Source organism: Pseudoalteromonas sp. SS15, assembly GCF_049257195.1.
Lineage (GTDB): Bacteria > Pseudomonadota > Gammaproteobacteria > Enterobacterales > Alteromonadaceae > Pseudoalteromonas.
Genome location: NZ_JBMMUD010000001.1, coordinates 858923 through 883747, shown reverse-complemented (window position 1 = coordinate 883747; position 24825 = coordinate 858923). Strand labels below are relative to the sequence as shown.

At 41.4% G+C, this 24825-nt stretch carries 24 protein-coding genes; 16 read left to right on the top strand and 8 right to left on the bottom strand.

The window, feature by feature from the left end; all coding sequences use genetic code 11:
* Positions 1 to 168 precede the first annotated feature (168 nt).
* The 8 genes from AAEU28_RS03865 (at position 169) to AAEU28_RS03830 (ending at position 8051) form a co-directional block, all read left to right on the top strand.
* Entirely contained in the window at positions 169 to 1365 is a 1197-nt protein-coding gene (locus AAEU28_RS03865) for an MFS transporter (RefSeq protein WP_421963026.1), read from the top strand.
* A 232-nt stretch (positions 1366 to 1597) separates the two neighbouring features.
* Positions 1598 to 3994, top strand: coding sequence for a TonB-dependent receptor domain-containing protein (locus AAEU28_RS03860; RefSeq protein ID WP_421963025.1), 2397 nt, complete (start codon positions 1598 to 1600; stop codon positions 3992 to 3994).
* A 24-nt stretch (positions 3995 to 4018) separates the two neighbouring features.
* Positions 4019 to 4969: a carbohydrate kinase family protein gene (locus tag AAEU28_RS03855; protein WP_421963024.1), complete on the top strand. Its 951-nt coding sequence runs from the start codon at positions 4019 to 4021 to the stop codon at positions 4967 to 4969.
* Positions 4970 to 5266: 297 nt separating this feature from the next.
* Positions 5267 to 5941, top strand: a complete 675-nt coding sequence (locus AAEU28_RS03850; protein WP_421963023.1) for a type 1 glutamine amidotransferase domain-containing protein — start codon at positions 5267 to 5269, stop codon at positions 5939 to 5941.
* A gap of 35 nt (positions 5942 to 5976) precedes the next feature.
* Positions 5977 to 6585 (top strand): glutathione S-transferase family protein, encoded by a 609-nt coding sequence (locus AAEU28_RS03845; RefSeq protein ID WP_421963022.1) that lies wholly within the window; start codon positions 5977 to 5979, stop codon positions 6583 to 6585.
* 284 nt (positions 6586 to 6869) lie between these two features.
* The gene (locus AAEU28_RS03840; RefSeq protein ID WP_421963021.1) at positions 6870 to 7274 is read left to right on the top strand and encodes a hypothetical protein; all 405 of its coding nucleotides are present in this window, start codon (positions 6870 to 6872) and stop codon (positions 7272 to 7274) included.
* Positions 7275 to 7769, top strand: a complete 495-nt coding sequence (locus tag AAEU28_RS03835; RefSeq protein WP_421963020.1) for a nuclear transport factor 2 family protein — start codon at positions 7275 to 7277, stop codon at positions 7767 to 7769.
* A 90-nt stretch (positions 7770 to 7859) separates the two neighbouring features.
* Complete coding sequence (locus AAEU28_RS03830) at positions 7860 to 8051, top strand: hypothetical protein (RefSeq protein WP_138481103.1); 192 nt, start codon at positions 7860 to 7862, stop codon at positions 8049 to 8051.
* A gap of 80 nt (positions 8052 to 8131) precedes the next feature.
* Here the strand turns inward: AAEU28_RS03830 and AAEU28_RS03825 are convergent, their stop codons facing one another.
* Positions 8132 to 8770 (bottom strand): NAD(P)-dependent oxidoreductase, encoded by a 639-nt coding sequence (locus AAEU28_RS03825; protein WP_421963019.1) that lies wholly within the window; start codon positions 8768 to 8770, stop codon positions 8132 to 8134.
* A gap of 129 nt (positions 8771 to 8899) precedes the next feature.
* Here AAEU28_RS03825 and AAEU28_RS03820 point away from each other — a divergent pair, with 129 nt between their 5' ends.
* The gene (locus AAEU28_RS03820) at positions 8900 to 9790 is read left to right on the top strand and encodes a LysR family transcriptional regulator (RefSeq protein ID WP_421963018.1); all 891 of its coding nucleotides are present in this window, start codon (positions 8900 to 8902) and stop codon (positions 9788 to 9790) included.
* On the opposite strand, the gene AAEU28_RS03815 is transcribed toward AAEU28_RS03820, so the two are convergent.
* The 4 genes from AAEU28_RS03815 to AAEU28_RS03800 form a co-directional block, all read right to left on the bottom strand.
* The gene (locus AAEU28_RS03815; protein ID WP_421963017.1) at positions 9787 to 11385 is read right to left on the bottom strand and encodes a sensor histidine kinase; all 1599 of its coding nucleotides are present in this window, start codon (positions 11383 to 11385) and stop codon (positions 9787 to 9789) included. The genes AAEU28_RS03820 and AAEU28_RS03815 overlap by 4 nt on opposite strands.
* Entirely contained in the window at positions 11382 to 11999 is a 618-nt protein-coding gene (locus AAEU28_RS03810; protein ID WP_421963016.1) for a hypothetical protein, read from the bottom strand. Before AAEU28_RS03810 ends, AAEU28_RS03815 begins: the two co-directional genes overlap by 4 nt.
* An 8-nt stretch (positions 12000 to 12007) precedes the next feature.
* Positions 12008 to 12946 (bottom strand): hypothetical protein, encoded by a 939-nt coding sequence (locus AAEU28_RS03805; RefSeq protein ID WP_421963015.1) that lies wholly within the window; start codon positions 12944 to 12946, stop codon positions 12008 to 12010.
* Positions 12947 to 13034: 88 nt separating this feature from the next.
* A complete protein-coding gene (locus AAEU28_RS03800; RefSeq protein WP_421963014.1) occupies positions 13035 to 13913 on the bottom strand; it encodes a LysR family transcriptional regulator in 879 nt (292 codons plus the stop codon).
* Between the two features lie 100 nt (positions 13914 to 14013).
* Between AAEU28_RS03800 and AAEU28_RS03795 the strand changes: the two genes are divergently transcribed.
* Positions 14014 to 14382 carry a DoxX family protein gene (locus tag AAEU28_RS03795; protein WP_421963013.1) on the top strand — a complete coding sequence of 123 codons (369 nt, stop codon included), beginning with the start codon at positions 14014 to 14016 and terminating at the stop codon, positions 14380 to 14382.
* 15 nt (positions 14383 to 14397) lie between these two features.
* Here AAEU28_RS03795 and AAEU28_RS03790 read toward each other — a convergent pair whose 3' ends face one another.
* Positions 14398 to 15258 (bottom strand): hypothetical protein, encoded by an 861-nt coding sequence (locus AAEU28_RS03790; RefSeq protein ID WP_421963012.1) that lies wholly within the window; start codon positions 15256 to 15258, stop codon positions 14398 to 14400.
* A 386-nt stretch (positions 15259 to 15644) separates the two neighbouring features.
* Here AAEU28_RS03790 and AAEU28_RS03785 point away from each other — a divergent pair, with 386 nt between their 5' ends.
* The 3 genes from AAEU28_RS03785 to AAEU28_RS03775 are packed head-to-tail and all read left to right on the top strand — an operon-like array spanning position 15645 to position 20620.
* Entirely contained in the window at positions 15645 to 16598 is a 954-nt protein-coding gene (locus tag AAEU28_RS03785; RefSeq protein ID WP_421963011.1) for an ABC transporter ATP-binding protein, read from the top strand.
* Positions 16588 to 19521 carry a Gldg family protein gene (locus tag AAEU28_RS03780; RefSeq protein WP_421963010.1) on the top strand — a complete coding sequence of 978 codons (2934 nt, stop codon included), beginning with the start codon at positions 16588 to 16590 and terminating at the stop codon, positions 19519 to 19521. The genes AAEU28_RS03785 and AAEU28_RS03780 overlap by 11 nt, the downstream gene beginning before the upstream one ends.
* A gap of 10 nt (positions 19522 to 19531) precedes the next feature.
* A complete protein-coding gene (locus AAEU28_RS03775; RefSeq protein ID WP_421963009.1) occupies positions 19532 to 20620 on the top strand; it encodes a DUF4340 domain-containing protein in 1089 nt (362 codons plus the stop codon).
* A 168-nt stretch (positions 20621 to 20788) separates the two neighbouring features.
* Here AAEU28_RS03775 and AAEU28_RS03770 read toward each other — a convergent pair whose 3' ends face one another.
* Positions 20789 to 21712 carry a histone deacetylase gene (locus AAEU28_RS03770; RefSeq protein ID WP_421963008.1) on the bottom strand — a complete coding sequence of 308 codons (924 nt, stop codon included), beginning with the start codon at positions 21710 to 21712 and terminating at the stop codon, positions 20789 to 20791.
* 147 nt (positions 21713 to 21859) lie between these two features.
* Between AAEU28_RS03770 and AAEU28_RS03765 the strand changes: the two genes are divergently transcribed.
* A complete protein-coding gene (locus tag AAEU28_RS03765; RefSeq protein WP_421963007.1) occupies positions 21860 to 22474 on the top strand; it encodes a flavin reductase family protein in 615 nt (204 codons plus the stop codon).
* Between the two features lie 105 nt (positions 22475 to 22579).
* Here AAEU28_RS03765 and AAEU28_RS03760 read toward each other — a convergent pair whose 3' ends face one another.
* On the bottom strand, positions 22580 to 23161 hold the full coding sequence (locus AAEU28_RS03760) for a DUF7010 family protein (protein ID WP_421963006.1): 582 nt from the start codon (positions 23159 to 23161) through the stop codon (positions 22580 to 22582).
* A gap of 153 nt (positions 23162 to 23314) precedes the next feature.
* Between AAEU28_RS03760 and AAEU28_RS03755 the strand changes: the two genes are divergently transcribed.
* Positions 23315 to 24082, top strand: coding sequence for a DUF3667 domain-containing protein (locus tag AAEU28_RS03755; RefSeq protein ID WP_421963005.1), 768 nt, complete (start codon positions 23315 to 23317; stop codon positions 24080 to 24082).
* 158 nt (positions 24083 to 24240) lie between these two features.
* Positions 24241 to 24675 carry a nuclear transport factor 2 family protein gene (locus AAEU28_RS03750; protein WP_421963004.1) on the top strand — a complete coding sequence of 145 codons (435 nt, stop codon included), beginning with the start codon at positions 24241 to 24243 and terminating at the stop codon, positions 24673 to 24675.
* The last annotated feature ends 150 nt before the right edge of the window (positions 24676 to 24825 follow it).

Here is a 24825-nt window from a genome sequence, read left to right as displayed (position 1 = left end):
TCGATTAAGTTATATCTTTAATCAGCAATCAAAGATATTCAAGTACTATTTACAATAAAAATTGGCTGAAGCTGGCCTGATACAGGCTAGACTTATTTAAGATCAGCCAGTTATATCAACTGAATTAACTGCTTAATAAAGTTGGTATTAACCCTCGAGGTAACCATTATGACAACACACAACTTATCGACGCTTCGCTGGTTGACCTACATGATGTTTTTCATGTTTGCGATGACCTCAGACGCGGTGGGCGTGATTATTCCAGAGCTGATCAGCGAATATAACCTAACCATGACACAAGCCAGTGCTTTTCATTATGCGCCCATGATTTGGATTGCTATTAGTGGCCTGTGCCTTGGTTTTTTAGCAGATAAAATAGGCCATAAGCCGACCATAATTATTGGCTTTTTATTATTCTCAGTGGCGTGTTTTGGTTTTGCTGTCGGCAATACATTTACGCTATTTGTCGGCCTGTTAAGTATGATAGGTCTGGCAATTGGCTTGTTTAAAACCGCGGCGCTGGCCTTACTTGGCGATTTGACGCCATCAAGTAAAGCGCATACTAAAACCATGAATACCGTAGAGGGGTTCTTTGCTGTGGGTGCCATAGTGGGTCCGGCTATTGTTAGTTATATGTTGGTTGCTGGCGTCAGTTGGAAGTACCTATATTTACTGGCAGGCGCCATGTGTGTGTTGTTATGTTTGGCGACTTTTAAAGTGTCTTTCCCTGCTAAAACAGTGAAAAAAAACAACGAACAGGCGAGCTTTAAACAAACGCTTGCGATGTTAAAAGACAAGCATGCCCTTGGTTTTTCTGCTGCCATTGCGCTTTACGTTGCGACTGAAGTCGCGATCTATGTCTGGATGCCAACCTTGCTTAAAACCTACCAAGGAGATTGGACGTTACTGGCGACTTATGCGTTGACTATTTTCTTTGTACTGCGTGCTGTGGGTCGATTTATGGCTGTATGGTTGTTGAATTTATTCTCATGGCAGAGCGTCATGCTTGTACTCAGTAGCGCGATATTCTTATGTTATTTAGCAACTTACCTGTTTGGTGTAGATGCAGCTGTGTTTACATTGCCACTGAGTGGTTTATTTATGTCGATGATTTATCCGACCCTGAACTCAAAAGGGATCTCCTGTTTTGAAAAACATCAACATGGCTCTGTCGCCGGGGTTATTTTATTCTTCACTGCGTTGTCAGCAGCGGTTGCGCCTTTATTGATGGGTATTGTTAGCGATCATTTTGGCCATATTGAATATGGCTTTGCATTGGCAACCGGCTTTGCTGCCTTACTGATGCTAGGCATGTTGTATAACTATTTTAAAGATCCAGCAAAAATGCGTTTAGCCCACGCTTAATTTAAACCAAATCCCCTTGTCAAAGTGTTCAACTGCCCCAAATCTGCCAATTTGGGTGCACCGAGTTGGACACTTTTTTGTTATCTATAACAATCACTTAATAAAATAAGCACAATAATCGAGCACTTTTTTATTGCAAAAGGTGACATTTTTGCTAACTTACTTAATCGATTAAGTAAGTAAATCCACATTCGTGGTGCCATACTTTAAATTGACAACAATGAGGCACATTATGAGAACACATAACCCCACTTGGTTTGCCCTAAGCGCTATTGCACTTGCGATCAGCACTCAAACACTGGCTGAAGAACAACAAGCAAATACCGCAAAGCCACAAAATGAATTAGAAAAAATAATTGTTACAGGTGTGCCTCAACGTCGCACTGTGATGGCATCTAGTGTGTCAGTGAGCAGCATCTCTGCAGAGCAGATCAATGTATCAACACCTAGAACCACCGCTGAAGCATTTAGAATATTACCGGGTGTGCGCTCTGAGTCGACGGGCGGTGAAGGTAATGCAAACATTGCCGTGCGTGGCCTACCAGTGGCATCGGGTGGGGCTAAGTTTTTACAGCTTCAAGAAGACGGGCTGCCGGTTTTACAGTTTGGTGATATTGCATTTGGTAATGCTGATATCTTTTTACGTCTAGATAACACTGTACAATCTGTCGAGTCTATCCGCGGTGGCTCTGCGTCTACGGCGGCAAGTAATGCACCGGGCGGTATCATCAACTTTATTTCTAAAACAGGAGACAGCGAGTCAGGCAGTATCGCGACAACCTTTGGTTTAGATTATGACGAGTTCAGAACTGACTTCGAATTTGGTACTTACTTATCTGACAGTGTGCGCTTTCATATCGGTGGTTTTGTTCGCCAAGGTGAAGGGCCAAGAGACACAGGTTACACAGGTAACAAAGGCGGCCAGATCAAAGCTAATTTAACCAAAGAGTTTAATAACGGTTACGTGCGTTTGTATCTAAAACATTTAGACGACCGAAGCACCAGCTATTTACCAATGCCAATGCGCTCAAATGGCGACTCGTTAGCCAACTTTGACGCTTTATCTGATACACCACACTCGGCGTACTTTATTAAAACACAAGGCTTAGGCGCAAATAATGAAATTCGCCAAGGCGATATGCGTGATGGCATGCATCCACAAGTAGACAGTGTGGGCGTAGAAGCCAGTTTTGATCTCAGTAATGATTGGAAAATAGAAAACCGTTTTCGTGTTGCAAGTGTGAAAGGCTCTTTTAATTCTCCTTTCCCTGCTGAGGTTGGCAGTGCATCGAATATCGCTGCAAGTATTGCTGGAGAAGGTGCCACCTTACAATATGCAAACGGTCCACAAGCAGGTTCAGCCTTTAATGATGACACATTGATGCGTATTCACACCTTTGATGTTGAAATGCGTGATTTCGGCTCAATGGCCAATGACACTAAGTTAACTAAATCATTAAGCGATGATACGTCAGTCACTTTTGGTTTTTATGCATCTGAGCAAACCATTGCCATGTCTTGGCTTTGGAACTCTTATTTAATGGAGCTTCAAGGCGATAATGCCGCGCTCGTCGATGTATTTGCAGCTGACGGTACTGCATATTCAGAAAACGGTTTGTACGCCTATGGCACTCCAGCATGGGGCAACTGTTGTCAACGTAACTACGACACAGACTATTCAACGCGAGCGCCTTATTTGGCGGTATCTTCTCAATTTGACGATATCACCCTAGATGCAAGTGTGCGCTATGACTCGGGAGAGGCCAAAGGCACGTATGCAGGTGCTGTCGTATCACAACGAGACATTAATGGTGATGGCGTTATTTCAAAACCAGAAGAGCAAGTTGCTGGCATCGATATCGCAAACCCAAGTGCTGTGAACTATGACTGGAGCTACACCAGTTATTCAATCGGTGCGAATTATCAAATCAACCCAACACAAGCTGTGTTTGGCCGTGTCAGTGAAGGTGCACGTGCAAATGCCGATAGATTACTGTTTGGTAAAGTAAACGCCGACGGTAGCGTGGCCAAAGAAGATGCCATTGATGAAGTAACCCAATATGAGTTTGGTTTAAAACAGCGTTTTGAAAACGGCAGTTTATTTGCAACGGCATTTTATGCTGAAACAGAAGAGCAAAACTTTGAAGCAACCAGTCAAAAGTTCTTTGATCGCCAATACGAAGCAAAAGGCATTGAGCTAGAAGGGGTTTACTTCGTAGGGTCATTCGACTTCAGAGGTAACATGACTTGGACGGATGCAGAAATAGCCAAAGATGCATTAACACCTGAGGTGGTTGGTAACACGCCACGCCGTCAAGCTGACTTTATCTACTCACTGATGGCGCGTTACAACATGGAGCAAGGCGCGGTTGGTTTAAGCTTTATCGGCACCACAGATGCGTATGCACAAGATAATAATGACTTAAAGTTCGATGGCTACACGCAGGTTAATGCATTTGCAAGCTATGACGTGACTGAAAACTTATCTGTCTCACTCAACATCAATAACCTGTTTGATACGGTGGGCATAACAGAAGCAGAAGAGGGCAGCGTACCAGCTAACGACATTATTCGCGCACGAAGCATTAATGGCCGTACGACGTCGTTCACATTGAACTATCAATTCTAAACCGCATATTGAGTTGGAGTTATTATGACTGAACAAACGACCATGCAGCTAACTTGCTTTGGCGAAGCATTAATAGACCTTTTACCTCACGATGGCGAAGCTTTGCTTCCCATTGTGGGTGGAGCGCCCGCCAATGCCGCTGTGGGCTTTGCCAAATTAGGTGGTCACAGTGCGTTTTTAGGTGGGCTATCGAATGATGCATTCGGGCAGATCATTGCTAAGACATTGCAACATTATGGGGTAGATACGGCACATTGTCCGGTTATCAAAGCAGCAAACACCGCGTTGGCGGTTGTTCAGCTCGATGAGCACAAAGAGCGACAATTTAGCTTTTACCGTCAACAAACGGCAGATATCAGCGTATCAATGGATGACTTTAATGAATTCACTTGGCCGCAAGCAGGTATTTACCATTTTTGTTCGAATACCTTAACGGATTCGTCGATTACAGCAACGCATATGGCGCTATTAGAGCAGGCCAAAGCACATGGGCAAATTATTAGTTTTGATGTCAATCTTAGATTAAATCTATGGCACGATTTAGCTGATTTACCGGCTCGCGTTGAAGCCTGCTTTTCGCTGTGTGACATCTTAAAATTCAGCTTAGAAGAGCTTGAATATTTAAGCCAAGCGGCGTCGCTTTCAACTGAGCGATATATTCAACGATTATGCGCGCAGGGCGTTCAGGTGATCTTGGTGTCAGATGGTAAAAATCCGGTGCAATTGATCACGCCACAACAGACGCGCTCAATTGCAACCCCGAGCATCAACGCTGTTGATACCACAGGGGCAGGAGATAGTTTAATAAGTGGCTTTTTGTTCGCTTTAGCTCAGCAGCAATTAGAGCAATCCCAGTTGAACGCAAATCTTGAGAAGCTGATTGATGCCGCTGAGTTTGCAGTCAAGTGTGGGGCCTATACCTGCACAAAGCTTGGCGCAATGCCGGCACTGCCAACTTACGACGAAGTAAATTAATTACTTTCTTTGTCTAACTTATTTTGATTGAAGGCCATTCGTTAAAGCGACTGGCCTTTTTCATTTTAGGCTTTTAAAAGAAATAAATAGAAAAGCGATCTTTCAAAGGGCAGCGCCGTATCTTATAAGCTTGAATCAATTAATTGTATTGATTGTTGCTAAATGGCAAAAGAGTTTCACTGATTTATCTAATTATCATTCATTGGGGAATAATATACAGTGTCCTTATCGTCTTTTTAGCAGCTTGCTGAAAAGCATCAAGCAAATTTATGACAACACTGAGTTAAGGTAATCATCATGAAAAAAGTACTTATTCCAGTCACTAATCACGCAACACTCGGCAGTACAGATCAAGCTAATGGTACCTATGCACCAGAGCTGACGCATGTTGTTGATGTATTAAATGCGAATAACATTGGGTTCGATATTGCCTCTATTCAAGGTGGTAAAGCGCCACTGTATGGCACCGACATTGAGGGTGACGAGGTGAATAATAAGGTATTAGGTGACGCGTCGTTCCAAACGCAGATCAACAATACCGTGCCTGTCTCTCAGGTCAACGTAGACGATTACGATGCTATTTTCTATCCAGGTGGTTTTGGCTTACTGTCAGACTTAGCAAGCAACGAAGAAGTTGCTGCAATGGCAGCCAAGCATTATGAAGCGGGCGGGATCATTGCGGCAGTGTGCCACGGTCCAGCTGCATTATTGCCAATTACACTCAGCAATGGCGAATTATTAATTGCGGACAAAGAAGTCACTGCATTTACCAGAGAAGAAGAAGTCGATTTTGGCACCATCAATGATATTCCATTCTTACTTGAAGAAGCGTTAACGCGAAAAGCAGCTCAATATAGCAAGGTACAACCTTGGAATGAATTTGTCATTCAAGACGACCGTTTAGTGACAGGTCAAAATCCAGCAAGTGCCCATGCGGTAGGTGAGTTTTTGGTGAAATTGTTAGCTGAGTAATTGGCTAGTAACATCTGTTAAATAAGGAATGATTTATGATTAAAGTACATCATCTCAATCAATCGCGTTCAACACGCGTATTATGGCTATTAGAAGAATTAGGTATGCCATATGAAGTTGAGAAACACGAACGCGATACAGCTACGCGTTTAGCGCGCGCAAGTCTAGGTAAAGTACATCCATTAAATAAAGCGCCGATCATTGAGCACAATGACATTGTGATCTGTGAGTCAGGTGCAATTATGGAGTACATTCTTGACCAAGACACAGAGCAACGTTTACGCCCAGAAAAAGGTAGCAAGGCCTACTATCAATATGTTGAGTGGTCGCACTTTGCAGAAGGCTCTTTGGGCTTACCTGTGATCACAAGTTTACTGATGCAAATGGAAGAGCGCAGTGGCACCAACCCGATGGACGGGTATATTGCTAAAGAGCTAAACCTAGATTTCTCATACATAGATTCGGTACTCGCTCAGCAAACCTACTTTGCTGGCGATGAGTTCTCAGCGGCCGACATTATGATGACTATTACACTTGAAATAGCAGGTAGTCTAAACCTGCTAAAAGGCCGTGAAAATATTGCCCGTTATCTGACAAATGTACAAAGTCGAGAAGCGTATTTGAAAGCGCGTTCATTCGGTTAAATCTTAGTCAGCTAATTTTTAAAGCGTGCGTTAGATTGCTTGTCTCGCACGCTTTTATTTTTCGGGTCACCTTGACCACGCTATCGACTTTAATGATGGTTCCTTTTAATAGGGTCGTTCTTATCTTTTTGTACTTCTACATCATGCACAAATATGTGCTGACAAAGCGATTTTGTGAGCACTTAAGTGGTTGTTTATTGCACTACTCTAAAGTATAAATATAGGTACTTTGATGTAGTTTCTTTATCTACATCTACAGTCAGTTTATTTAGATAAGGACAATCATGTTTAGCTTCAAAAATATAAGCACTTTTACCGCTTCAATTGCATGCTCTTTGTTTGCAGCATTTTTACTTTTTCCTGAATTCCCTTTTAGTTTATTTGGTATTGAGCAAAGCAGTTCAGCACTTTTTGTTGGTCGAAGAATGGCAATGCTGTTTTTGGGATTAGCAATATTGCTATGGGTCGGCAGAAATGCTGAGCATTCAGAATCACGACAAGCAATATGCCTGAGCGTTGCCGTTTCGATGTGTGCACTTGCTGGGTTGGGCGTTTTTGAGTTTCAACAAGGGCAAGCTGGGCCGGGCATTTTGTTGGCGGTGATGACTGAATTGGCTATCGCCTTTTTATATCTAAAGGTATGGCTTAGCCATAAACAAGTAACAGTTGATTTAATAAAAGGAACTTAAATGACAGTCTTAAAACTAATTTTTACTCTATTTGTATGTACTTTTGTTTCGAACATTTTTGTTTTTAGTGCATTTGCAACTGAAGTGACTCGAACGGAGCAAGAGCAAAAAAATTTAGATAAAGCTCTATATTGCATGGAGATACTTGAAAATCGAAATGATCTCAAGCCCGCCAAACGCATTGAGATTTTAAAAGCAGATTGCATTGTAGAAAACTATATTCAACACTCGCCCCATGTTCCCGATGGTCGAGAAGCATTATTAGCCATTTTTGCTAAGCGATATAAAAAATTTCCGCAGTTATCAATGTCAGTAAAGCGTGCCGCATCAGAGGGCGATTTAGTTTGGTTGCATCTTCATGTAAAACGCACGCCTGATTCACTTGGCTCAGCTGTTATGCATGTGTTTCGCATGGAAAATGGCAAATTTGCAGAGCATTGGGGGGTGAGCCAACGCGTACCAGAAACTTCTAAAAATAATAATACGATGTTCTAGCTTCAATTAAGATTTGTTACTAATTTAAAAGTGCGGCTAAATGGGGTAAGAGCTTAAATATTTGCTTGATAAAAATAATAAGGAAACGGTATGTGGGAGCTAGTGTCATTTATGTTAGGTCTTGCGGTCTTCATGTTCATTATTAATTATATGTTCGAACCGCAGAAGATAATTGAAGATTTGAAGTCGATGAAAGGCTCAAATACAAAAATTGAAGCGCTTGAAAAAAGAGTCGAAGAGTTGGAACGAACAGTTCAAGCCTTAAAGCAAAAAGAGTTATAATATTGAGCATTAACCTGTGAAAAGCTAGCAAGCTTGAGTATTTAAAGCCTTGATGTTCACTGAGCATCAAGGCTTTTTTCTTAGTAAGCGACACCCATTCTTGTGTTGATATGTGCTGCTTTTTCAATTTCATCTACGAATGCGACCGCATAGTCGGCGACTGAAATACGACTATTACCTTGCTCATCGGTAATAAGTTGCTCAGCACCAGTACGATATTGGTTTAGTTTGTCACCCGGGAAAATCTCGGCAGCAGGGCTAATAAACGTCCAGTTTAATGGGCTACTCGATTGCTTAAACACGTCAAGTGCTTCACCTTGCGCAATGGCTTCATCTTTATATTCAGCAGGAAATTCAGGGGTATCGATTAGCTTCAAGTTTGGTGCTATTTCTAGCGAGCCTGCACCACCGACCCAAAGCAAACGCTCAATGCTGGTGTTTGGTAACTCTTTGAGTAATCGTTCTGCGGTATTTTTTACAATTTCGTGATTGCCCAAAGCTCGACCGCCAATGGCTGCAACAAACACCGTTTCATCACTGATTAAAGCGCGTAAATCGTCAGATGGGTTATTTAAGTCGAACGACTTTGCGGTGACATTGGGTACGTCGTATTTATCATGTGCTCGAACTAGAGCTGTGATCTCATGACCTCTTGATTTTGCTTCTGCCACGATATGAGAGCCTATCCAACCTGATGCGCCTAATACGATTAGTTTCATAATATTTTCCTCTTTGGGTAAGTGTTTTGAGTTGTGTCTAGGTTAGAAGAAAACTAAGATGAAATAATCGCGTAAAATTGAAATAGATTATTTCTTATTTGCTATCTAATAATGGGCTGAATTTTTAATATGGATCGTATTACTGCCATTAAAAGCTTTGTTGAAGTGGCGCATTTGTCTAGCTTTACGAAAGCCGCTGAGCGTCTCGGTTTAAGTCGCCTTCAAGTGACGCGTCATGTGCAAGAGCTAGAACAATGGCTTGAACAAAGGTTATTGCACCGCACCACCAGAAAGGTGAGCTTAACGCAGTATGGAGAGCAAGCTCTGCTAAGATTCGAGCGTATCTTAAATGAAACCAGCGCATTAATTGCTGAGAGTACCGAAGGTAGGCAAACGTTATCGGGCACGGTTCGCATTTCGAGCCCTATCGGTTTTGCACAAACAATGTTGGTCAATGCGGTCAGTCAATTTATAGCGCAGCATCCAAACGTTAAAATTGATATTCATGCCTGCGATAGTTTTTCGAATTTAGTTGAACAACGCATAGATATCGCACTTAGATACACCAATACACCCGATGAAAATTTGATTGCTAGGCGACTCATGACTATTGGCGCCTGTGTTTGCGCGTCTGCTGATTATTTAGAAAATCATTCAGAACCTACACGTCCAGAAGAGCTTAAAAGCCATGCTTGTTTAGTTCATTTATCCCATGACAAATGGCGATTTATTAAAGCAGAACAAAGTGTTGAGGTGAAAGTGAACGGGCCGTTAGTCTGTAATGATGTGCCGACGCTCGTGCAAGCTGCAATGAATGGCACTGGCATCGCCTGGCTGCCGTATGATATTGCAAGGGGCTATATTGAGGAGCAAAAGCTCGTGCCTATTTTGCAAGATTATCATATTGAAAGTAGCCAACTTTGGGCGGTGTACTTGTCGAGAAGTTACCAATCTCCCGTTGTACGTGCTTTCATCGACTTTGTGGCGCAGCAGTGGCAAGAAGATATAGTACCTTCTTAGAAATCATTATTTCTCAAGACTGGTAAACTGATTGTAAAACAAGTGCCTTTGTCAATTTCACTCGAAACTGATATATCGCCGCCATGGCTTTTAATAATTGTCAGGCAAATATGTAAACCTAAACCAGTTCCTTTACCAACGGGTTTAGTGGTAAAAAACGGATTGAATATGTTGTTTTGAGTTTCATCATCCATACCACAGCCATCATCTTCAATAAGAATTTTGATAATGCTATTTTCAGATAATAATGAGACGTTAATGGTGCCTTGCTTTGTAATAGCATCAGCGGCATTGAGCATTAGGTTCACTAAAACTTGTGCAAGTTTAGTGGCTGACCCATTTAATGTTTGCTCTGTGTTTAAGTTTAAGTGAATTGACACATTGCTCGGCAAACTCGGGCGTACTAAATTGGTCGCTTGTTCTATTAGATCTTTTAGGACTATTTCTTCAATATGATTGGGCATATCATGGCTAAAGGCTCGTAAATCTTTGACTATGGTTTTTACTCGTTTTAGTCCAGAGTGGGAGCTATTAAGTAGTTCAGGCAAGTCACTGAGAATAAAGTCTATATCATATTGCTCTGAATATACTTTTAATTGTGGCATCTCATTTTGAAGTTTATTGGCATGCTCAATAAATGCCTTCATATCACTAATGTAGTCTTCTAAGGTCTCTAAGTTAGACATTACGTAACCGATAGGGTTATTAATTTCATGGGCAACGCCGGCAGCTAATTGTCCTATTGAAGCCAATTTCTCATTTTCAACTAACTGTACCCGTGTTTCTTCAAGTCGTACTATGGTGTCTTGTAATTGAGAGTTTTGTTGTTCAATCTTTTGGTTTGCTAATTCAGCTTGTCTCTTCTCTTTTGCCAAATTAACAAAAGAGCTAGTGAGTTTTTGCGAAATTGTTTTGAACTCTAAGGGGGCATTATCAAACGACATGGAGGACGCAGAATTGTCTGACAGACGAGAAAGTTGTATCAGAGGTTGAATTATGCTCCTGCTATTCCAAATACCAAGTAAAGTTAAGATAGCCACTGTAAACAGAATAACGATAACAAAACTAAGAATTAATTGCTGTTTTTGTACCTCAAAATCATTTCGTTTTCTGTCGGATAATAATTTGATTTGCTGTTTAAGCAGCTCATATTCTTGAATTAGGCTAATTGTTTTTCCGTCAATCTCTTCTAATAAAGAGAGCCATTCTTCCGTTTCTTCTGGACCAATAATCGCAGCTTGACTGACTAAGGGAAGCGCATTATTCATATGGTTCTTTAATTGAGTCAAAGGCTTAGCAATATGTATTTGACTGAATCCTAAATTTTTGAGCTTCTCCTTGATTTGTATGCCTTGGCGTTCAATCCCCATAACCAAGTAGCTTTGGCGGTTGTTAAAAAACAAATCTACTGTAGTGAGCCATTGGCCTAACATACTCTCTAAGTGATTAATTTGACTTTTCTCTATCTCTATTTGACTCAGCTCAGTTTGTGTTTGTGAGCTCTGGTAGAACTGTAAACCTAAAACACAAAAAGATAGTAGACTGATAATAAAGCAGCTCATAACTAACATTTGGCTTTGAACCGCTATTTTCATGGCGCCTTGTTTACTAAAGATTGATTAATGGAATCTAATTCTTTCTGCCAAACAATTTGTGTGACTAACAAAGTTTTCATTGCGCATTTTAAGACACTGTCACTGAGATCTCCTTGGTGCTTCACTTGCTCATAATAACTTGAGTTTGGTTTGTTGTTGTTAAAGTCGTATAACAACATTAAGTCGTTTAAAGATTTGCCCTGAAATACACTTTTAGCAATAGATGTTTCTAAATGTTTTCTATCGCTATGGCGGCAACGTTGAAATTGGAAATCAATTATTTTCATATCTAGATCTATGGCCCATGCTATTTCGACTAACCCCCACCGAGTTTGCTCAGAGCGGACGTGCACAAAACCTTGGGTTATTCCTTTTGCTTCGATGACATATAAGGTATGTCTGCCCAATTCGCCAAAATGTAAGGGCATCCCCGGTAATTTCTCAGACACTTTGATACGAGTTTGAGCATCTATGGTTCTTACAATCGAGCGGTAGCTTTGATAATTCGGGTAAAGTTTACTTATCATTGCAACTGGATCTCTTAAACCACAGTATGCCTCTGCCCAAACATATGGGCTTGATAGCAATAAAATCATAAATATAAGAATACGCATACTTTCTCCTAAAAGCGCCACCTGAGCTGTGCCATGAATTGGCTGTTATGCTGCTTTAATAAACGTGTGAATTGAGCACTTATACTGATTTTAGGTGTAATTGCGTAGTCTGTGCCTATGACGAAATCTTGCCGAGTAACTTTTTTACTCTCTTGATATCGAAGTTGCGTGTAAAGCTCTAAAGTATTGCTTGAGTTGGTTCGATTAAATTCTACGAACGCTTGCGAATAATGCTGTTGTTGGCGCTCCCCTGATTGAAGTTCAAACAGCACCCCCCAAAGCTGATAATAATAAGCAATATCAAAAGCTATGCTCTGGCGTTCTAGTAAGTTAATTTTGCTTTTATTTAGAGACACGCCGTATTGAAAATTATGGTGTGAGGGAACGCCTAAATACCCTGTAAATACATAAGAGTCGTTTTGATTGGTAAAATCTTGGCCACCGCCTGTTGTTAATGCAAACTCAAATTCATAGTTTTCATATTGTTTATTGAGACTTACCCCCCAGTCAGCTTTTGGGCCTAAATTAATACCGTGGTTGTACTGTTTGAGTGTTCCGTTGGTATCAATGCGATATTCGGAGCCATAAGGTAGCTCTAAATGACCCACTTTTATATTTGGCAAATCACGGCCTAGGCCTGTGTAATTGAAGTTAAAAATACGAGTGACAATTTCGATATCGTTTTCGTCTGAGAAAAAACCAGGGTGCGGAGTGAGATTATCGATTTTTGTAGCGTAAAGCTGCATGATTAATGTGCCAACATCTCCAGACTCACCACTTATCACGTTATGGTAGTCAAAACCTATGGGGGTCATAGACCCAATATTGTCTAGGTTATGGTTATAAACCATACGGGTGGCAACATCGAAAGAAAATCGAGCGTTTGATTGCGCATATGTGCAACAGCTGGCTATACACAGAAGCACGGATAAAATAATTTTGTCCATAGAGTAGCTTCTTTTCAAGCAGATATAATTTAAGCATAGTCGAATATGCAAATTTATTAGTTTTTATAAATGTGCATAGCTAAAGTGCTTATTGGTTTTTTGTGAAATAGTCACTCAAGAATTTAATAAAGGCGCTAATCTTGTGAGGAATGTAATTACTATTTTTATAAACAGCATACATTGGTAGTGAAAATGCATGCTTCTGTTGTAAAATTTCAACAAGTTCACCATTTTCAAAATACTCTGCAACCATCCATTTTGGCATGGCAGCTATACCAGAACCCAACCTTGCCATTTTCACTATCATGTCAGGGCTATCGCTCTTTATCACTTCGTTTACTTGTACTTTACTGTCTTTGAATGTCCACACATTAGAAGGACGCATTAAAGAGTAGGTAATGCACTTATGAGTGCTTAATTCAGACGTGGTGTGAGGAGTGCCAACTTCAGCTAAATATCTGGGAGAGGCGAAGTAACATAAAGAATGCTCGATTAATTTTTTCGCTTTTAAGTTTGAATCTTCAAGGTGAGCGGCCCTGATCGCAATATCAATATTGTCTTTGAATAAATCAGCGTGTTGATCATTCACTGATATATCAAGTTCGAGCTCGGGGTGGAGTGCCATAAAGCATTTCAAGGGCTCAGCGAGCCGCTTTGTTGCAAACGCTGAAGGTGCGGAAATTCTAAGTTTGCCGACGACTTTAGATTGCTCGTTGCGGATCTGGTACTCAGTTAACGATAGCTTTTCAAGCACTTCTTGGCTACAGGCTAAATAATCTCTCCCAGCATCTGTTAGCGTGATTTTTCTTGGTGTTCGGTTAAATAAAGTAAAGCCCAAGTCTTGTTCAAGCCAGGCAATGCGCTTACTGACAGCGCCTTGAGTCATGTTTAGTTCGTCTGCGGTTGCAGTAAAACTACCCAAACGCGCTGCGGTGGCAAACACCGAAAGGCATGTGAGTTTATCCATTATGCATTCCTGTTGGGAATATTAACTATGTAATTAATAGCATTTATCGCATTTTTTAGGAATGCTTAAATAACACCATTCTCAAATACGGAGTTTAAACATGACGATTATTTCATTGGTGTTATTTGCGTTCTTTTCATTTGCAAGTTCAATCAAATTAACGGGATGGCAAAAGAAGATTTTTCAGATCCAGTTAGGCTTTTTCAAAAACTATGGCTTGAGTCGTACCCATATGTTCTTAATTGGGTTGATAGAAAGCGCATCAGCGTTGAATTTGCTGTTATCAGTATTAATAGACAACAGCTTACTCAATGCGTTAGGTGCAATTGGCATTCTATTTACATCAATAGGCGCTATTTTCTTTCATCTACGTTTTGACACACTAAAAGATGCGCTGCCTGCAATAGTTACTTTGGCATTATCGGTTGTTTTACTTTTTAGTAATCAATATGTGTATAACGCCATATAAAATTTATCAAAACACTTAGTCACTGAGCAGTTTATATTTCAAAAACAAGTCGCTGATCCTTCGAGTTAACAGGCTTTGCTCGATATTTGGCACATGATGTAAGTGCATCGATAAATAAGGCTCAGTGGGATAAAGCCTGAGTAGGGTCTTATTTATCTCTGTTATTATTTTTTTAGATCTTGGTGTGCTACTGCAGGCAATATGGCCTGCAATAAACTTGGGGTGATTGTTAATAGTCACCGAAGCAATATCAGTGTGATCTTCAGTGTAATATTGTTTAAAAATAGTGGGGTATGAAATTAAGAAATCAACGCGATGTCGGGCAAACAATTTGATCATGGCATCATATGCATCGCTGCCAGCACGAGCGAGTATGTTGTCATCTTTCAACTTCTGTATTTGCTTATCTAACCCTTTTCCATATGACCTACCTGTTTCGATGGCAAGGCTTGCCATCGAGTAGTGATTAAACAAAGTATTTAAGTTAATCAGCTCGTCATTTTCGGTTAGCATATTGTCTAGTAAAGGTGTGCGGTCTTTAAAATAGTAAAGACGGTGACTAGGGTACAAATGCACGGGATATGAATAGAGGTTGTAAAGCTCGCGCTCTTCGGTTTTGATGCGATTAACTGCACAAATTGTTTTGTCTTGTTTAAGCAGGGCGTCAATACGAGCGGTGGGGGCGATTTTTAGCTCAAATTTAACGTTTTCTAAGTTTTCAAATAACAAGCGGTAAGAGTCACTGGCAATATCGTTGCGACCATCTTTATAAAACAGCTCGAGATCATTTGCATCATCACTTAACAATGTGACCGTATCGGCCTTAGCATTAAACGATATCAGCACGAAAATAAACAGCGAGAGTAAGTACTTCATAAACACCACTTGAAGTTAATTTATTCCATTATAGTCAATAAATACAATAACTGATGGAGAGTTTTAACACACGTTAAAAGTGGTAGGTAGTGTATTTACACTAACAATAAGTCTCGACTTTAATTGTTTAAAATCATAGGGCTAAAAATAAAGTAAGTTGAAATAAAAGTGTCATAAACCAGGCAAAACAAATTTATAATTTCTCTCTTGAACTTTTTGAGTTCGCCCATATCAAAAAATGCGATTCGTTCTTTACTTTGTTTTGGGGACAAGCCCAGCAACTATGGAGATAATAACAATGTATTTTTCGATAACATCTCAAACACTCTTTTCAAATAAAAATCTATTTATAAACGATCAGTAATAAGCTTAATTCGGAGACTTCCATGTTAGAGGTGAGTAATTTAACTCGCAGCTATGGCAGTTTTAAGGCTGTAGATTCTGTGAGTTTTAAAATCCAAAAAGGTGAAATTATCGGGCTGCTTGGGCACAACGGCGCGGGTAAAACCACCATAATGAAAATGATCAGTGGCTATCTTGAAGCCGACACTGGCGACGTCAGCTTAGATGGCGTGACGCTTTCTACAGATCCTAAAAAACTTCAAAGCCAACTCGGTTATTTACCCGAGAGTTTGCCCGTCTATCCAGAAATGAGCGTAGCCGAATACCTAGATTACGCCGCTGATTTAAAAGGTCTAAAGGGCAACACTAAAGTAGCCGAAATTAAACGCGCCATCAAAGCTACGGACTTATCGGCAAAATTGTTAGCACCTATCGAGACCTTATCGCGAGGTTACAAGCAGCGTGTGGGTGTGGCGCAGGCTATTTTGGGGCAACCAAAACTATTGATTTTGGATGAGCCAACCAATGGCCTCGACCCAGAGCAAACACAACATATGCGCGAGCTGATCAGAGACATCGCCAAAAAAGCCACGGTGATTTTATCGACCCATATTATGCAAGAGGTGAATGCTTTATGTGATCGTGTGTTGATCTTGAAATCGGGGCAACTGGTCCTTGATGAACAACTAGAAGCATTGCAGCACAGCAAACAGTTGGTGGTCGAAAGCGACTTAACAGAAGTGAAAAAGCTCACAGACATTAAAGGCATTTTTGCTGTTGTACACGAGCCACAAAAATTTATCGTAAGCTTAGAAGACAAGGCGAACATGCAGCAAGTAGCGGCTAATATCAGCAAAACCATTATTGAAAGTGGCGCGCAATTGTTTGCCCTTTATCCGCAAAAACGTGACCTAGAAACCGTCTTTAACCAAATTAATAACGACGAATTTGTCGCGACCGCGAATAACACTAAGGGAGGAGCCGCGCATGCAGCCTAGTCAATCTGCGCAGTTTAATGCTGTTCGTATTGCGCAAAAAGAAATCGCGCTATTTTTCTCATCGCCCATTGCTTACTTGTTCATTGGCGCATTTGTGGGGTTAACCTTATTTATCTTCTTTTGGGCTGAGGCATTTTTCTCTCGTAACATTGCCGATGTGCGCCCGATGTTTGAGTGGATGCCCATTCTATTGATCTTCTTATCGGCAACCTTAACCATGAAGCTCTGGAGTGAAGAGCGACGTAGTGGCACCATTGAATACGTGCATACCTTATCAGTGCCACTGTGGCATTTTGTATTGGGCAAGTTTTTAGGTTGTTTGGCACTGCTGGCGATAGCGTTAGTGATCACACTGCCTTTGCCGATCACCGTTAGCTTTTTAGGTGAGTTAGACTGGGGCCCGGTTATTTCGGGTTATTTGGCGGTGTTGTTATTGGGTAGCGCCTATATTGCCATTGGTTTGGCGGTATCAGCGCGCAGTGATAATCAAATTGTCAGTTTGATCACCGCATGTGTGATTGGTGGACTTTTTTACTTTATTGGTACCGCTGCGATCACTGACTTTTTCTCCCATCAAGGGGCTGAGTTTTTAAGACAACTCGGCACTGGCGCGCGCTTTGACGATATCACTCGTGGTGTCATTGATGTGCGAGACTTGGTTTACTATGTTTCGTTAACCTTAGTATTCTTGGCTTTAAACACTTACTTTTTAGAGCAAGAACGCTGGGCGAAAAACGACAACAAAGCAAGTACACAGTCAAGTCATCATAAAACCTGGCAGTTAGTGACAGGTTTACTGGTGGTAAATTTACTCACAGCTAATGTGTGGCTCAGTCAGTTACCACAGCTGCGTTTAGACACCACCGCAGGCAAACAATACTCGATTTCTGAAGCGACTGAGTCTTACCTGGCGCAGTTACAAGAGCCTATGTTGATCCGAGGGTACTTCAGCAATAAAACCCACCCGTTACTTGCGCCACTGGTACCACAAGTGAAAGACTTATTACAAGAGTACGAAGTCGTTGCCGATGGCAGAGTGCGCGTTGAGTTTATTGACCCGCAAATGCACCCAGAGCTTGAAGAAGAAGCCAACACTCAATTTGGCATTAAACCAATGCCGTTCCAAGTGGCCGACCGTTATCAAGCGTCCATTGTCAGCTCTTATTTTAATATTCTGGTGCAATACGGTGACGAGCATCAAGTATTAGGGTTTAGAGACTTAATTGAGGTTAATGCCCGCGCCGAATCAGATGTTGAAGTGCTGTTACGTAACCCTGAACACGACATTACCCGCGCGATTAAAACCGTACTACAAAACTATCAAAGCGGTGGTAACTTGTTCGATACTGTAAAGCAAACACTGACGTTTAACGCCTATGTGTCGGCAAATGACAAACTGCCTGAGCAGTTACAAACCTTAAAGCAGGGCATTGAAAAGCATTTAAATGATGTACAAGCCAAGTCTTACAATAAGCTGAGTGTAAACTTTATCGAGCCAGAAGCCGAAGGCGGTAAAGTTGCAACTCAAATAGCCGAAGATTATGGCTTTGAGCCAATGGCAACCAGCTTTTTCTCAGATCAAACCTTCTACTTTTATCTGACTTTGGCGGGCGAAGATCAAATTGTACAAATTCCACTGGATGACTTTAGCGACGCAAGCTTTGAGCGTAACCTAGATGCGGCAATTAAGCGTTTTGCCTCTGGATTCACTAAAAACTTAGCGCTGGTAAAACCCGCTTCAGCACCGAGTTATGGCTACGGTATGCCAAGCAGCAGCTTTAGAGAGCTGGAGCGCATGTTAGGCAGTGAGCTGAACATCATCAATGAAGATTTAAGTGACGGTAGTGTTTCGGGTGAAGCCGACATTCTAATGCTCGTCGCCCCTAAATCACTGGATGAAAAACAGTTATTTGCTGTAGACCAATTCTTGATGAAAGGCGGGACAGTGATCGCAGCAACGTCGCCTTATAGCATCAATCTTGCTGGTGGTAGTTTAAACATGACTTCAGTCGACAGTGGGCTGACAGACTGGTTAGCGCATCATGGTTTAAACATTGAAAACAGCCTAGTGATGGATGCCACCAATGCGGCATTCCCCATTCCAGTAACCCGTAATGTCGGTGGTATCCAACTGCAAGAAATGCGTATGTTGGATTACCCGTACTTTGCAGATATTCGTGATGGGTTAAATCAAGATAACTTAATCACTTCTGAGCTACCGCAGCTGACCATGGCTTGGTCGTCGCCCATTACCCTTGCAGAGAATAAAGACAATATCACTTTCACTAAGTTGATTGAAAGCTCTGACAAAGCGTGGACGTCATCGTCACTTGATGTGATGCCACAACTTAACGCGCAAGGTGAGGCGAGTTATATCTCAGAAGGTGATAACGCCAAGCAGCTAATGGGGGTGATGGCACAAGGTAAATTTACCTCATACTTTGCGGATAAAAACTCTCCGCTTTTAGCTGCCAAAGAGTCCAATTCTCAAAGCGATGCATCGGCTGACAACGTTGAGAATGAATCTGAAAACAGTGAAGCCCAGAGCGACACGCAGTTTGATGTCAGCAGTGTGATTAAGCACGCGCCAGACAGTGCACGCATTATCTTGTTCAGTTCAAATGATTTTGTACAAGACCAAGTGCTACAACTGACCGCAGGCGTATCGCAAAGCGATTATCTAAATAGTTTGCAGCTGATGATGAACGCCGTGGATTGGTCGCTGGAAGACCGAGCGCTCATGAGCATTCGCGCGCGTGGTAATTTCAACCGCACCCTACCACCGATGGAACACGACCAGCAGCTTATTTGGGAATACGGAAACTATGCGCTGGCCTTTGCATTACTAATGGGCTTAGCCCTATTTGATCGTCAACGTAGAAAGCGCAAACAGCGTGAGTATTTAACTTGGATTTCGCAATAGGAGTGCAACCATGAATAAAGCAGTAACTATTTTATCTGTGGCACTAGGCGCACAGGTTATTCTAGCTGGCGCACTATTTTATAACGGCCAAAATAGCTTTGAGACACAAGCGCCAGTGTCATTGTTAAGCCTAGAACAACACGCCATCAGCGAAATTACCTTGCAAGAAGGTGACAATGATAAGCCGCTTACATTGGTAAAAAACGGTGGAAATTGGCATTTGGCTGAATACCCAAATTTACCTTTACTTAATTATAAAGTGTCAGCCCTGACCGACACTTTAATCAACAGCAAGGTGAATTGGCCTGTGTCACGCACTCAAGCCAGTCACGAACGTTTTAAAGTGGCCGATGATAACTTCGAAAAACGCATCACCTACAAGCTTGGTGATGATGAAGTTGAAGTGTTGCTAGGTGAGTCACCCAGCTTTAAAAAGCTCTACGCGCGTAATGGCGACAATAACGATGTGTTCACCATAGAGTTCAGCGGCTATCAGCTTAGTCTCGATAAAAATGATTGGTTGAATAAGTCGTTGCTGTCGGTAAAAGACATTAGCGAAATCAGCCAAGCAGGGTTAGCGTTTGAAAAAGCGCAAGTACAGCAAGACGCTGATTTAGACGAGCACACAGAGTCAGTTAAAAACGAAAGTGTAGATAAAAACGCTGTCTTAGCAGATATCATCAATGCAAACGCCAGCTCAAAGACCGATGTTGAAACCATATGGCAAGTTAAAGCACCTGCAAAATTACCTGAAGGTCAAATACTCAATACCGAGCGCATTGATGAGCTGCTTGCGCAATTTTCGAGTTTAACGGTCACAAAAATCGCCGAACAAGAAATCGCTTTTGCAGAGATTGACAAGCTCAGCGTGAAAGATGCCGACGGCAAGCAGTTCGACTTTGAATTTGCTCAACATGAAGACAGCTATTATGTAAAACGCAGTGACTTTGCACATTGGTTTAGCCTTGGCAAAGCGCAGTTTGACAACCTAGCGAATATCAATGCCAAGGATTTTTTCATTACCCCAGATAATGACGAAAATTCGCAGCAATTGAGTAATGAAACAAATCAACAAACGGACACTAAAACATCAGATTAATTCGCCGTAGCTCTACTCCAAAGTAGGCAAAGGTGCGACCCCAAAGGGTTGCACCTTTTTTATTTTACTTAATGAAGGGGTAAGAAATAGAAAGAAAAACCCGACATAAAGTCGGTGCTACCGAGATACTTTTTTAGCTTTTAGCTTTTAGCTTTTAGCTTTTAGCTTCTATAACAACGCCGCTTGCTTCACTACAATCGCATGGCGTTTAGCCAAGCGTAAATGATCTTTATCGTAACCGCCGCCGATCACAGTGGCCACTGGCACGCCTTTGTTTTGGCAAGTTTTAAGCACTAAAGCATCGCGCTTTTCTAATCCTTGCCATGAAATATTGAGCTTACCTAGGGTATCTTGATCCCATACATCAACGCCTGCATCGTACAGCACCAAATCGGGGTTCAAGTCTTCAATCAGCCCCGTTAAGGTTTCTTGCACAATATTTAAATATGCGTCGTCTTCTAAATGATTTTCAAGGCCGATATCTAAATCACTGTCGTGCTTTCTAAACGGAAAGTTTTTCTCGCAATGAATAGAGCAGGTAAATACGTATGGGTTGTGTTTTAACATGGCGGCGGTGCCATCGCCTTGGTGTACGTCTAAATCAAAAATCAGCACATTGTTCACTTTGCCTTGCTGAATAAGTGTTGTTGACGTAAATGCAAGGTCATTCACCATGCAATAGCCTGAGCCAAAATCATAATGGGCATGATGGGTGCCACCGGCAAGGTGACAGGCTACTCCATGCTCAAGGGCCAATTCTGCGGTTTTTAATGTACCAAGCGGGGCAGTAAAAGTGCGCGCCATTAATTGCTCTGACCAAGGTAAGCCAATTCGGCGCATCGCTTTGTCATCAAGTTGGTTACGCCATAGATCCCAAATATAGTCTTCGCAATGCACCAGCTCGAGTGGCGAAGGCGAGCCAAGCTCTGGTTGAGCTAGGTTGTCGCCAATTAAGCCCATGCTTTTTACTTCATTGAATAAGTTTGCGAATTTACTCATTACAAAGCGGTGTTTAGGATCAAAACTAAACGAGTAATTTGGATGATAAACAAGCGGTAAACGGGTGTTGAGCGGGCTGTGATTTGAGAGCATTAAAGACGGTGCTTAGTTTCAAGTTCAATAAGTGTAACTGATATACGTACCAGCTTACAGTCGAGATTATTATCTGCGCCTACAGGTTTTTTTACCGCATGGTTTATGCAATCATGTTGGCCTTATTTTTCAAAGTGGTAAAGACAAATGGAACTGAATTTCTCTGACTTTTCTGGCAATCAAATCTATCACTTAATGACGCAAACTATTATTCCGCGTCCTATTGCTTGGGTATTAACTGACTCGGGCGAGCAAAGCTACAATCTTGCGCCATTTTCTTATTTCACAGCGGTGTCGAGTGCGCCGCCTCTGATGATGTTTTCGGCAGGCAAAAAGCCAACAGGCGAGATTAAAGACACAGTTAAAAACGTGATAAATACCAAACAGTGCGTTATTCACATTGCCTCAGAGCAAGACGCTGATTTAGTCACAGCCACAGCGGCAACACTCGAGCATGGTGAGTCTGAAGTCACCGCCAACGACATTGAGCTGGTGGAATTCACAGGCTTTGATCTACCTCGCATTAAAAACTGCCATATCGCTTACGGTTGTGAGTTATATGAAGTTCAGCAAATGGGCGAAGCGCCGCAGTCGTTAGTTTTTGTGAAAGTAAAAACCTTATATGTTAACGATGAAGTGATTGAACTGGATGCCAAACAACGTTTAAAAATTCATGCCGATAAAGTCGCCCCGCTGGCGCGTTTAGGCGGTGGGGAGTATTCGGGTATTACCAGCCCTTTTGCGATGGCGAGACCTAAATAACCTGAGCTTTGGATAATAACTCAGGTTGAATGAGAGATTAGAACAAACAAGCGCAGTATCACACTGCGCTTGTTTGTTGGGAGAGCTAAAATGGCAAGCTGTTAGTTAAGCCACTTGCGGGTTTAACGCTTTTTGCATTTGTAAGTTTGCCCATCTTTTTTCGAGTACCAAGATGGTAAATAAGTAACACAGCACCACAATAATTGGTTGTAACACAAAGCTGTTCTCAGGGCTGATGACAAAAGCGGCGGTGCATAAAACGGTTCTAACAATCGCGTGAGCCACACAGACCTTAATCTTACAAATCGCACCATGTACTAACCACATCAACCCTGACTGTACTGCAATCGCAAACGGCAGGGCGTAAGGGTTTTGCATGGCAAAGGTAATGCTGATTGAAAAGGTCAAAAACGTCATCGCAACGGCAGCTAAAAAGATGGTATCGAACGGGTTACGCTCAGCGCCTTTTTTAAACTGTACGTCTTCACCAGTTAACTTAGCCAGTCCTAAGCCCAAATACACAATTGAACCCGTACCAATATAAATCGCCCAAGTTTGCATGTGTAACGATAAAGACATGCCAGTAAAAATCAGCAAGCTCCACACAATCATGCCAGCCAGCGGCACAGCCAGAAAGCGGCGATTTTGATAGTTTTGTAAATGTGTTTCTAGGTTAATGGTGTTCATGGCAATCTCCGTCTGTTGATGGAGTAAGTATGGCCAGAAGGTAGGGTGTTTATCAGTGAGGTTTGTCACGACGTTGCATGACAAATGTCATTGCTGCAATATACATATATACTTCAAAAGTAATTGACGCACTCAAAGGAAACTATAAGAAAAATGACTGCTCAACATACAGTAACATCATCTAAGTGTATGAATTGCAGTACTCCTATTTCGGGCGAGTATTGCTCACATTGCGGACAAAAGCACATTGCAGGTGAACTCACAATTGGCTTTTTTATTAATACTTTTATTGATACGTTGACCAATACTGATACACGTATTTTTAGAACATTTAAAGATTTGTTTATTCGGCCAGGGCATGTCGCAAAACAATATACCTCAGGAAAACGTAAGCAATACGTCAACCCGTTGCGATTATGTTTTGTTATTATTGGATTTTACTTGGCATTGTTAGCTCTAACAGGGGGTATTGCTGCTCTAAATGAATATGCAGTGCATCAACAGCAAGCTGGTATCAGTGAGTTCGCACAGACTTGGCAAGAGCTCTATATAAACCATCGAATTTTAATTTACCTTGGTGCTTTACCATTCGCGGCCTTAGTGATCAGATTTTCTTTTTATAAATCGGGTTATAACTATATTTCAACTTTAATTATGCTGTTATATACCAGCACACTCTATTGTTTGTATGGCATTGTTATGGTGGCAGTTTTTAAAGCCTTTAGCTTAGATTACTTTTCGGAGTATAGAAGACTGGTAGAAAGTGCAATTGGCTTAACCGTATTTTATCAGTCTGCAAAAGTTTTTTATGGCTGGAGTTGGTTAAAAGGGCTTATCTTCGTACCGTGGATTTTTTTGAGCTTATTTTTCTCCGCTTACTTCGCAGCATTCATTATCACTTCAGCTATTACATTGTTTTAGTTTGGTTAATTAAAGGCGTGCCGCCTAGGTTTGTTATGTTAGTATCTAACAGAGGGACGGTGCCAATTTACAGTTATTTTTAATGTTAAGTATTATTAATAATTGTTGTTTATTTGCTCTGAAATATAATATTGAACTTTTAAAAGGACTTAGAATCTATGAAAATCGTAAGTATAATTTTTTCTGTGGCGATGTTGTTCTCAACGTCAGCTTTTGCAGCTTCAACTTCTTCAGAAACAGTAAATAATGTCACAGACATTGTCGATATTCAGCTCAAAGCCTACAACAACCGCGATATTGAGGCGTTTTTAGCAACTTACCACAAAGACGTCGAGATCCACTATTTTCCAGAAGGTCTAAAATACAAAGGCAAAGATAAGCTAAAAGAAGAATATGAGATGTTGTTTAGCAGAGCCAGTTATTTAAATGCTGCAATTACACATCGCGAAATTCAAGGCCGTTTTGTTGTCGATACCGAAGAGGTGACTGCAAAGTTTTTGTATCAAGGTAAAGAGCTCGAAAACAAGTTTAAAGCGATCGCCACCTACGAAGTTGAAGATGGTTTGATAAAACGGGTGCTGTTTTTGAAGTAAATAGCTTGGGGGTTACCTTTGAGGTATGAATTGTGTTCAATTCGAAGGTTTTCAATGTGCGAAATGAGCTACAAAACACTACTTTCAGGGAAAATATGCAGAAAAGCCCTAGCAAAATGGCTAAGGCTCTGCAAAGTTCATTTAGTAAAT

Bases quoted from the DNA above. Each gene is read 5' to 3' on its own strand.
- AAEU28_RS03865 (WP_421963026.1), top strand. From the start codon at position 169: ATGACAACACACAACTTATCGACGCTTCGCTGGTTGACCTACATGATG.
- AAEU28_RS03860 (WP_421963025.1), top strand. From the start codon at position 1,598: ATGAGAACACATAACCCCACTTGGTTTGCCCTAAGCGCTATTGCACTT.
- AAEU28_RS03855 (WP_421963024.1), top strand. From the start codon at position 4,019: ATGACTGAACAAACGACCATGCAGCTAACTTGCTTTGGCGAAGCATTA.
- AAEU28_RS03850 (WP_421963023.1), top strand. From the start codon at position 5,267: ATGAAAAAAGTACTTATTCCAGTCACTAATCACGCAACACTCGGCAGT.
- AAEU28_RS03845 (WP_421963022.1), top strand. From the start codon at position 5,977: ATGATTAAAGTACATCATCTCAATCAATCGCGTTCAACACGCGTATTA.
- AAEU28_RS03840 (WP_421963021.1), top strand. From the start codon at position 6,870: ATGTTTAGCTTCAAAAATATAAGCACTTTTACCGCTTCAATTGCATGC.
- AAEU28_RS03835 (WP_421963020.1), top strand. From the start codon at position 7,275: ATGACAGTCTTAAAACTAATTTTTACTCTATTTGTATGTACTTTTGTT.
- AAEU28_RS03830 (WP_138481103.1), top strand. From the start codon at position 7,860: ATGTGGGAGCTAGTGTCATTTATGTTAGGTCTTGCGGTCTTCATGTTC.
- AAEU28_RS03825 (WP_421963019.1), bottom strand. From the start codon at position 8,770: ATGAAACTAATCGTATTAGGCGCATCAGGTTGGATAGGCTCTCATATC.
- AAEU28_RS03820 (WP_421963018.1), top strand. From the start codon at position 8,900: ATGGATCGTATTACTGCCATTAAAAGCTTTGTTGAAGTGGCGCATTTG.
- AAEU28_RS03815 (WP_421963017.1), bottom strand. From the start codon at position 11,385: ATGAAAATAGCGGTTCAAAGCCAAATGTTAGTTATGAGCTGCTTTATT.
- AAEU28_RS03810 (WP_421963016.1), bottom strand. From the start codon at position 11,999: ATGCGTATTCTTATATTTATGATTTTATTGCTATCAAGCCCATATGTT.
- AAEU28_RS03805 (WP_421963015.1), bottom strand. From the start codon at position 12,946: ATGGACAAAATTATTTTATCCGTGCTTCTGTGTATAGCCAGCTGTTGC.
- AAEU28_RS03800 (WP_421963014.1), bottom strand. From the start codon at position 13,913: ATGGATAAACTCACATGCCTTTCGGTGTTTGCCACCGCAGCGCGTTTG.
- AAEU28_RS03795 (WP_421963013.1), top strand. From the start codon at position 14,014: ATGACGATTATTTCATTGGTGTTATTTGCGTTCTTTTCATTTGCAAGT.
- AAEU28_RS03790 (WP_421963012.1), bottom strand. From the start codon at position 15,258: ATGAAGTACTTACTCTCGCTGTTTATTTTCGTGCTGATATCGTTTAAT.
- AAEU28_RS03785 (WP_421963011.1), top strand. From the start codon at position 15,645: ATGTTAGAGGTGAGTAATTTAACTCGCAGCTATGGCAGTTTTAAGGCT.
- AAEU28_RS03780 (WP_421963010.1), top strand. From the start codon at position 16,588: ATGCAGCCTAGTCAATCTGCGCAGTTTAATGCTGTTCGTATTGCGCAA.
- AAEU28_RS03775 (WP_421963009.1), top strand. From the start codon at position 19,532: ATGAATAAAGCAGTAACTATTTTATCTGTGGCACTAGGCGCACAGGTT.
- AAEU28_RS03770 (WP_421963008.1), bottom strand. From the start codon at position 21,712: ATGCTCTCAAATCACAGCCCGCTCAACACCCGTTTACCGCTTGTTTAT.
- AAEU28_RS03765 (WP_421963007.1), top strand. From the start codon at position 21,860: ATGGAACTGAATTTCTCTGACTTTTCTGGCAATCAAATCTATCACTTA.
- AAEU28_RS03760 (WP_421963006.1), bottom strand. From the start codon at position 23,161: ATGAACACCATTAACCTAGAAACACATTTACAAAACTATCAAAATCGC.
- AAEU28_RS03755 (WP_421963005.1), top strand. From the start codon at position 23,315: ATGACTGCTCAACATACAGTAACATCATCTAAGTGTATGAATTGCAGT.
- AAEU28_RS03750 (WP_421963004.1), top strand. From the start codon at position 24,241: ATGAAAATCGTAAGTATAATTTTTTCTGTGGCGATGTTGTTCTCAACG.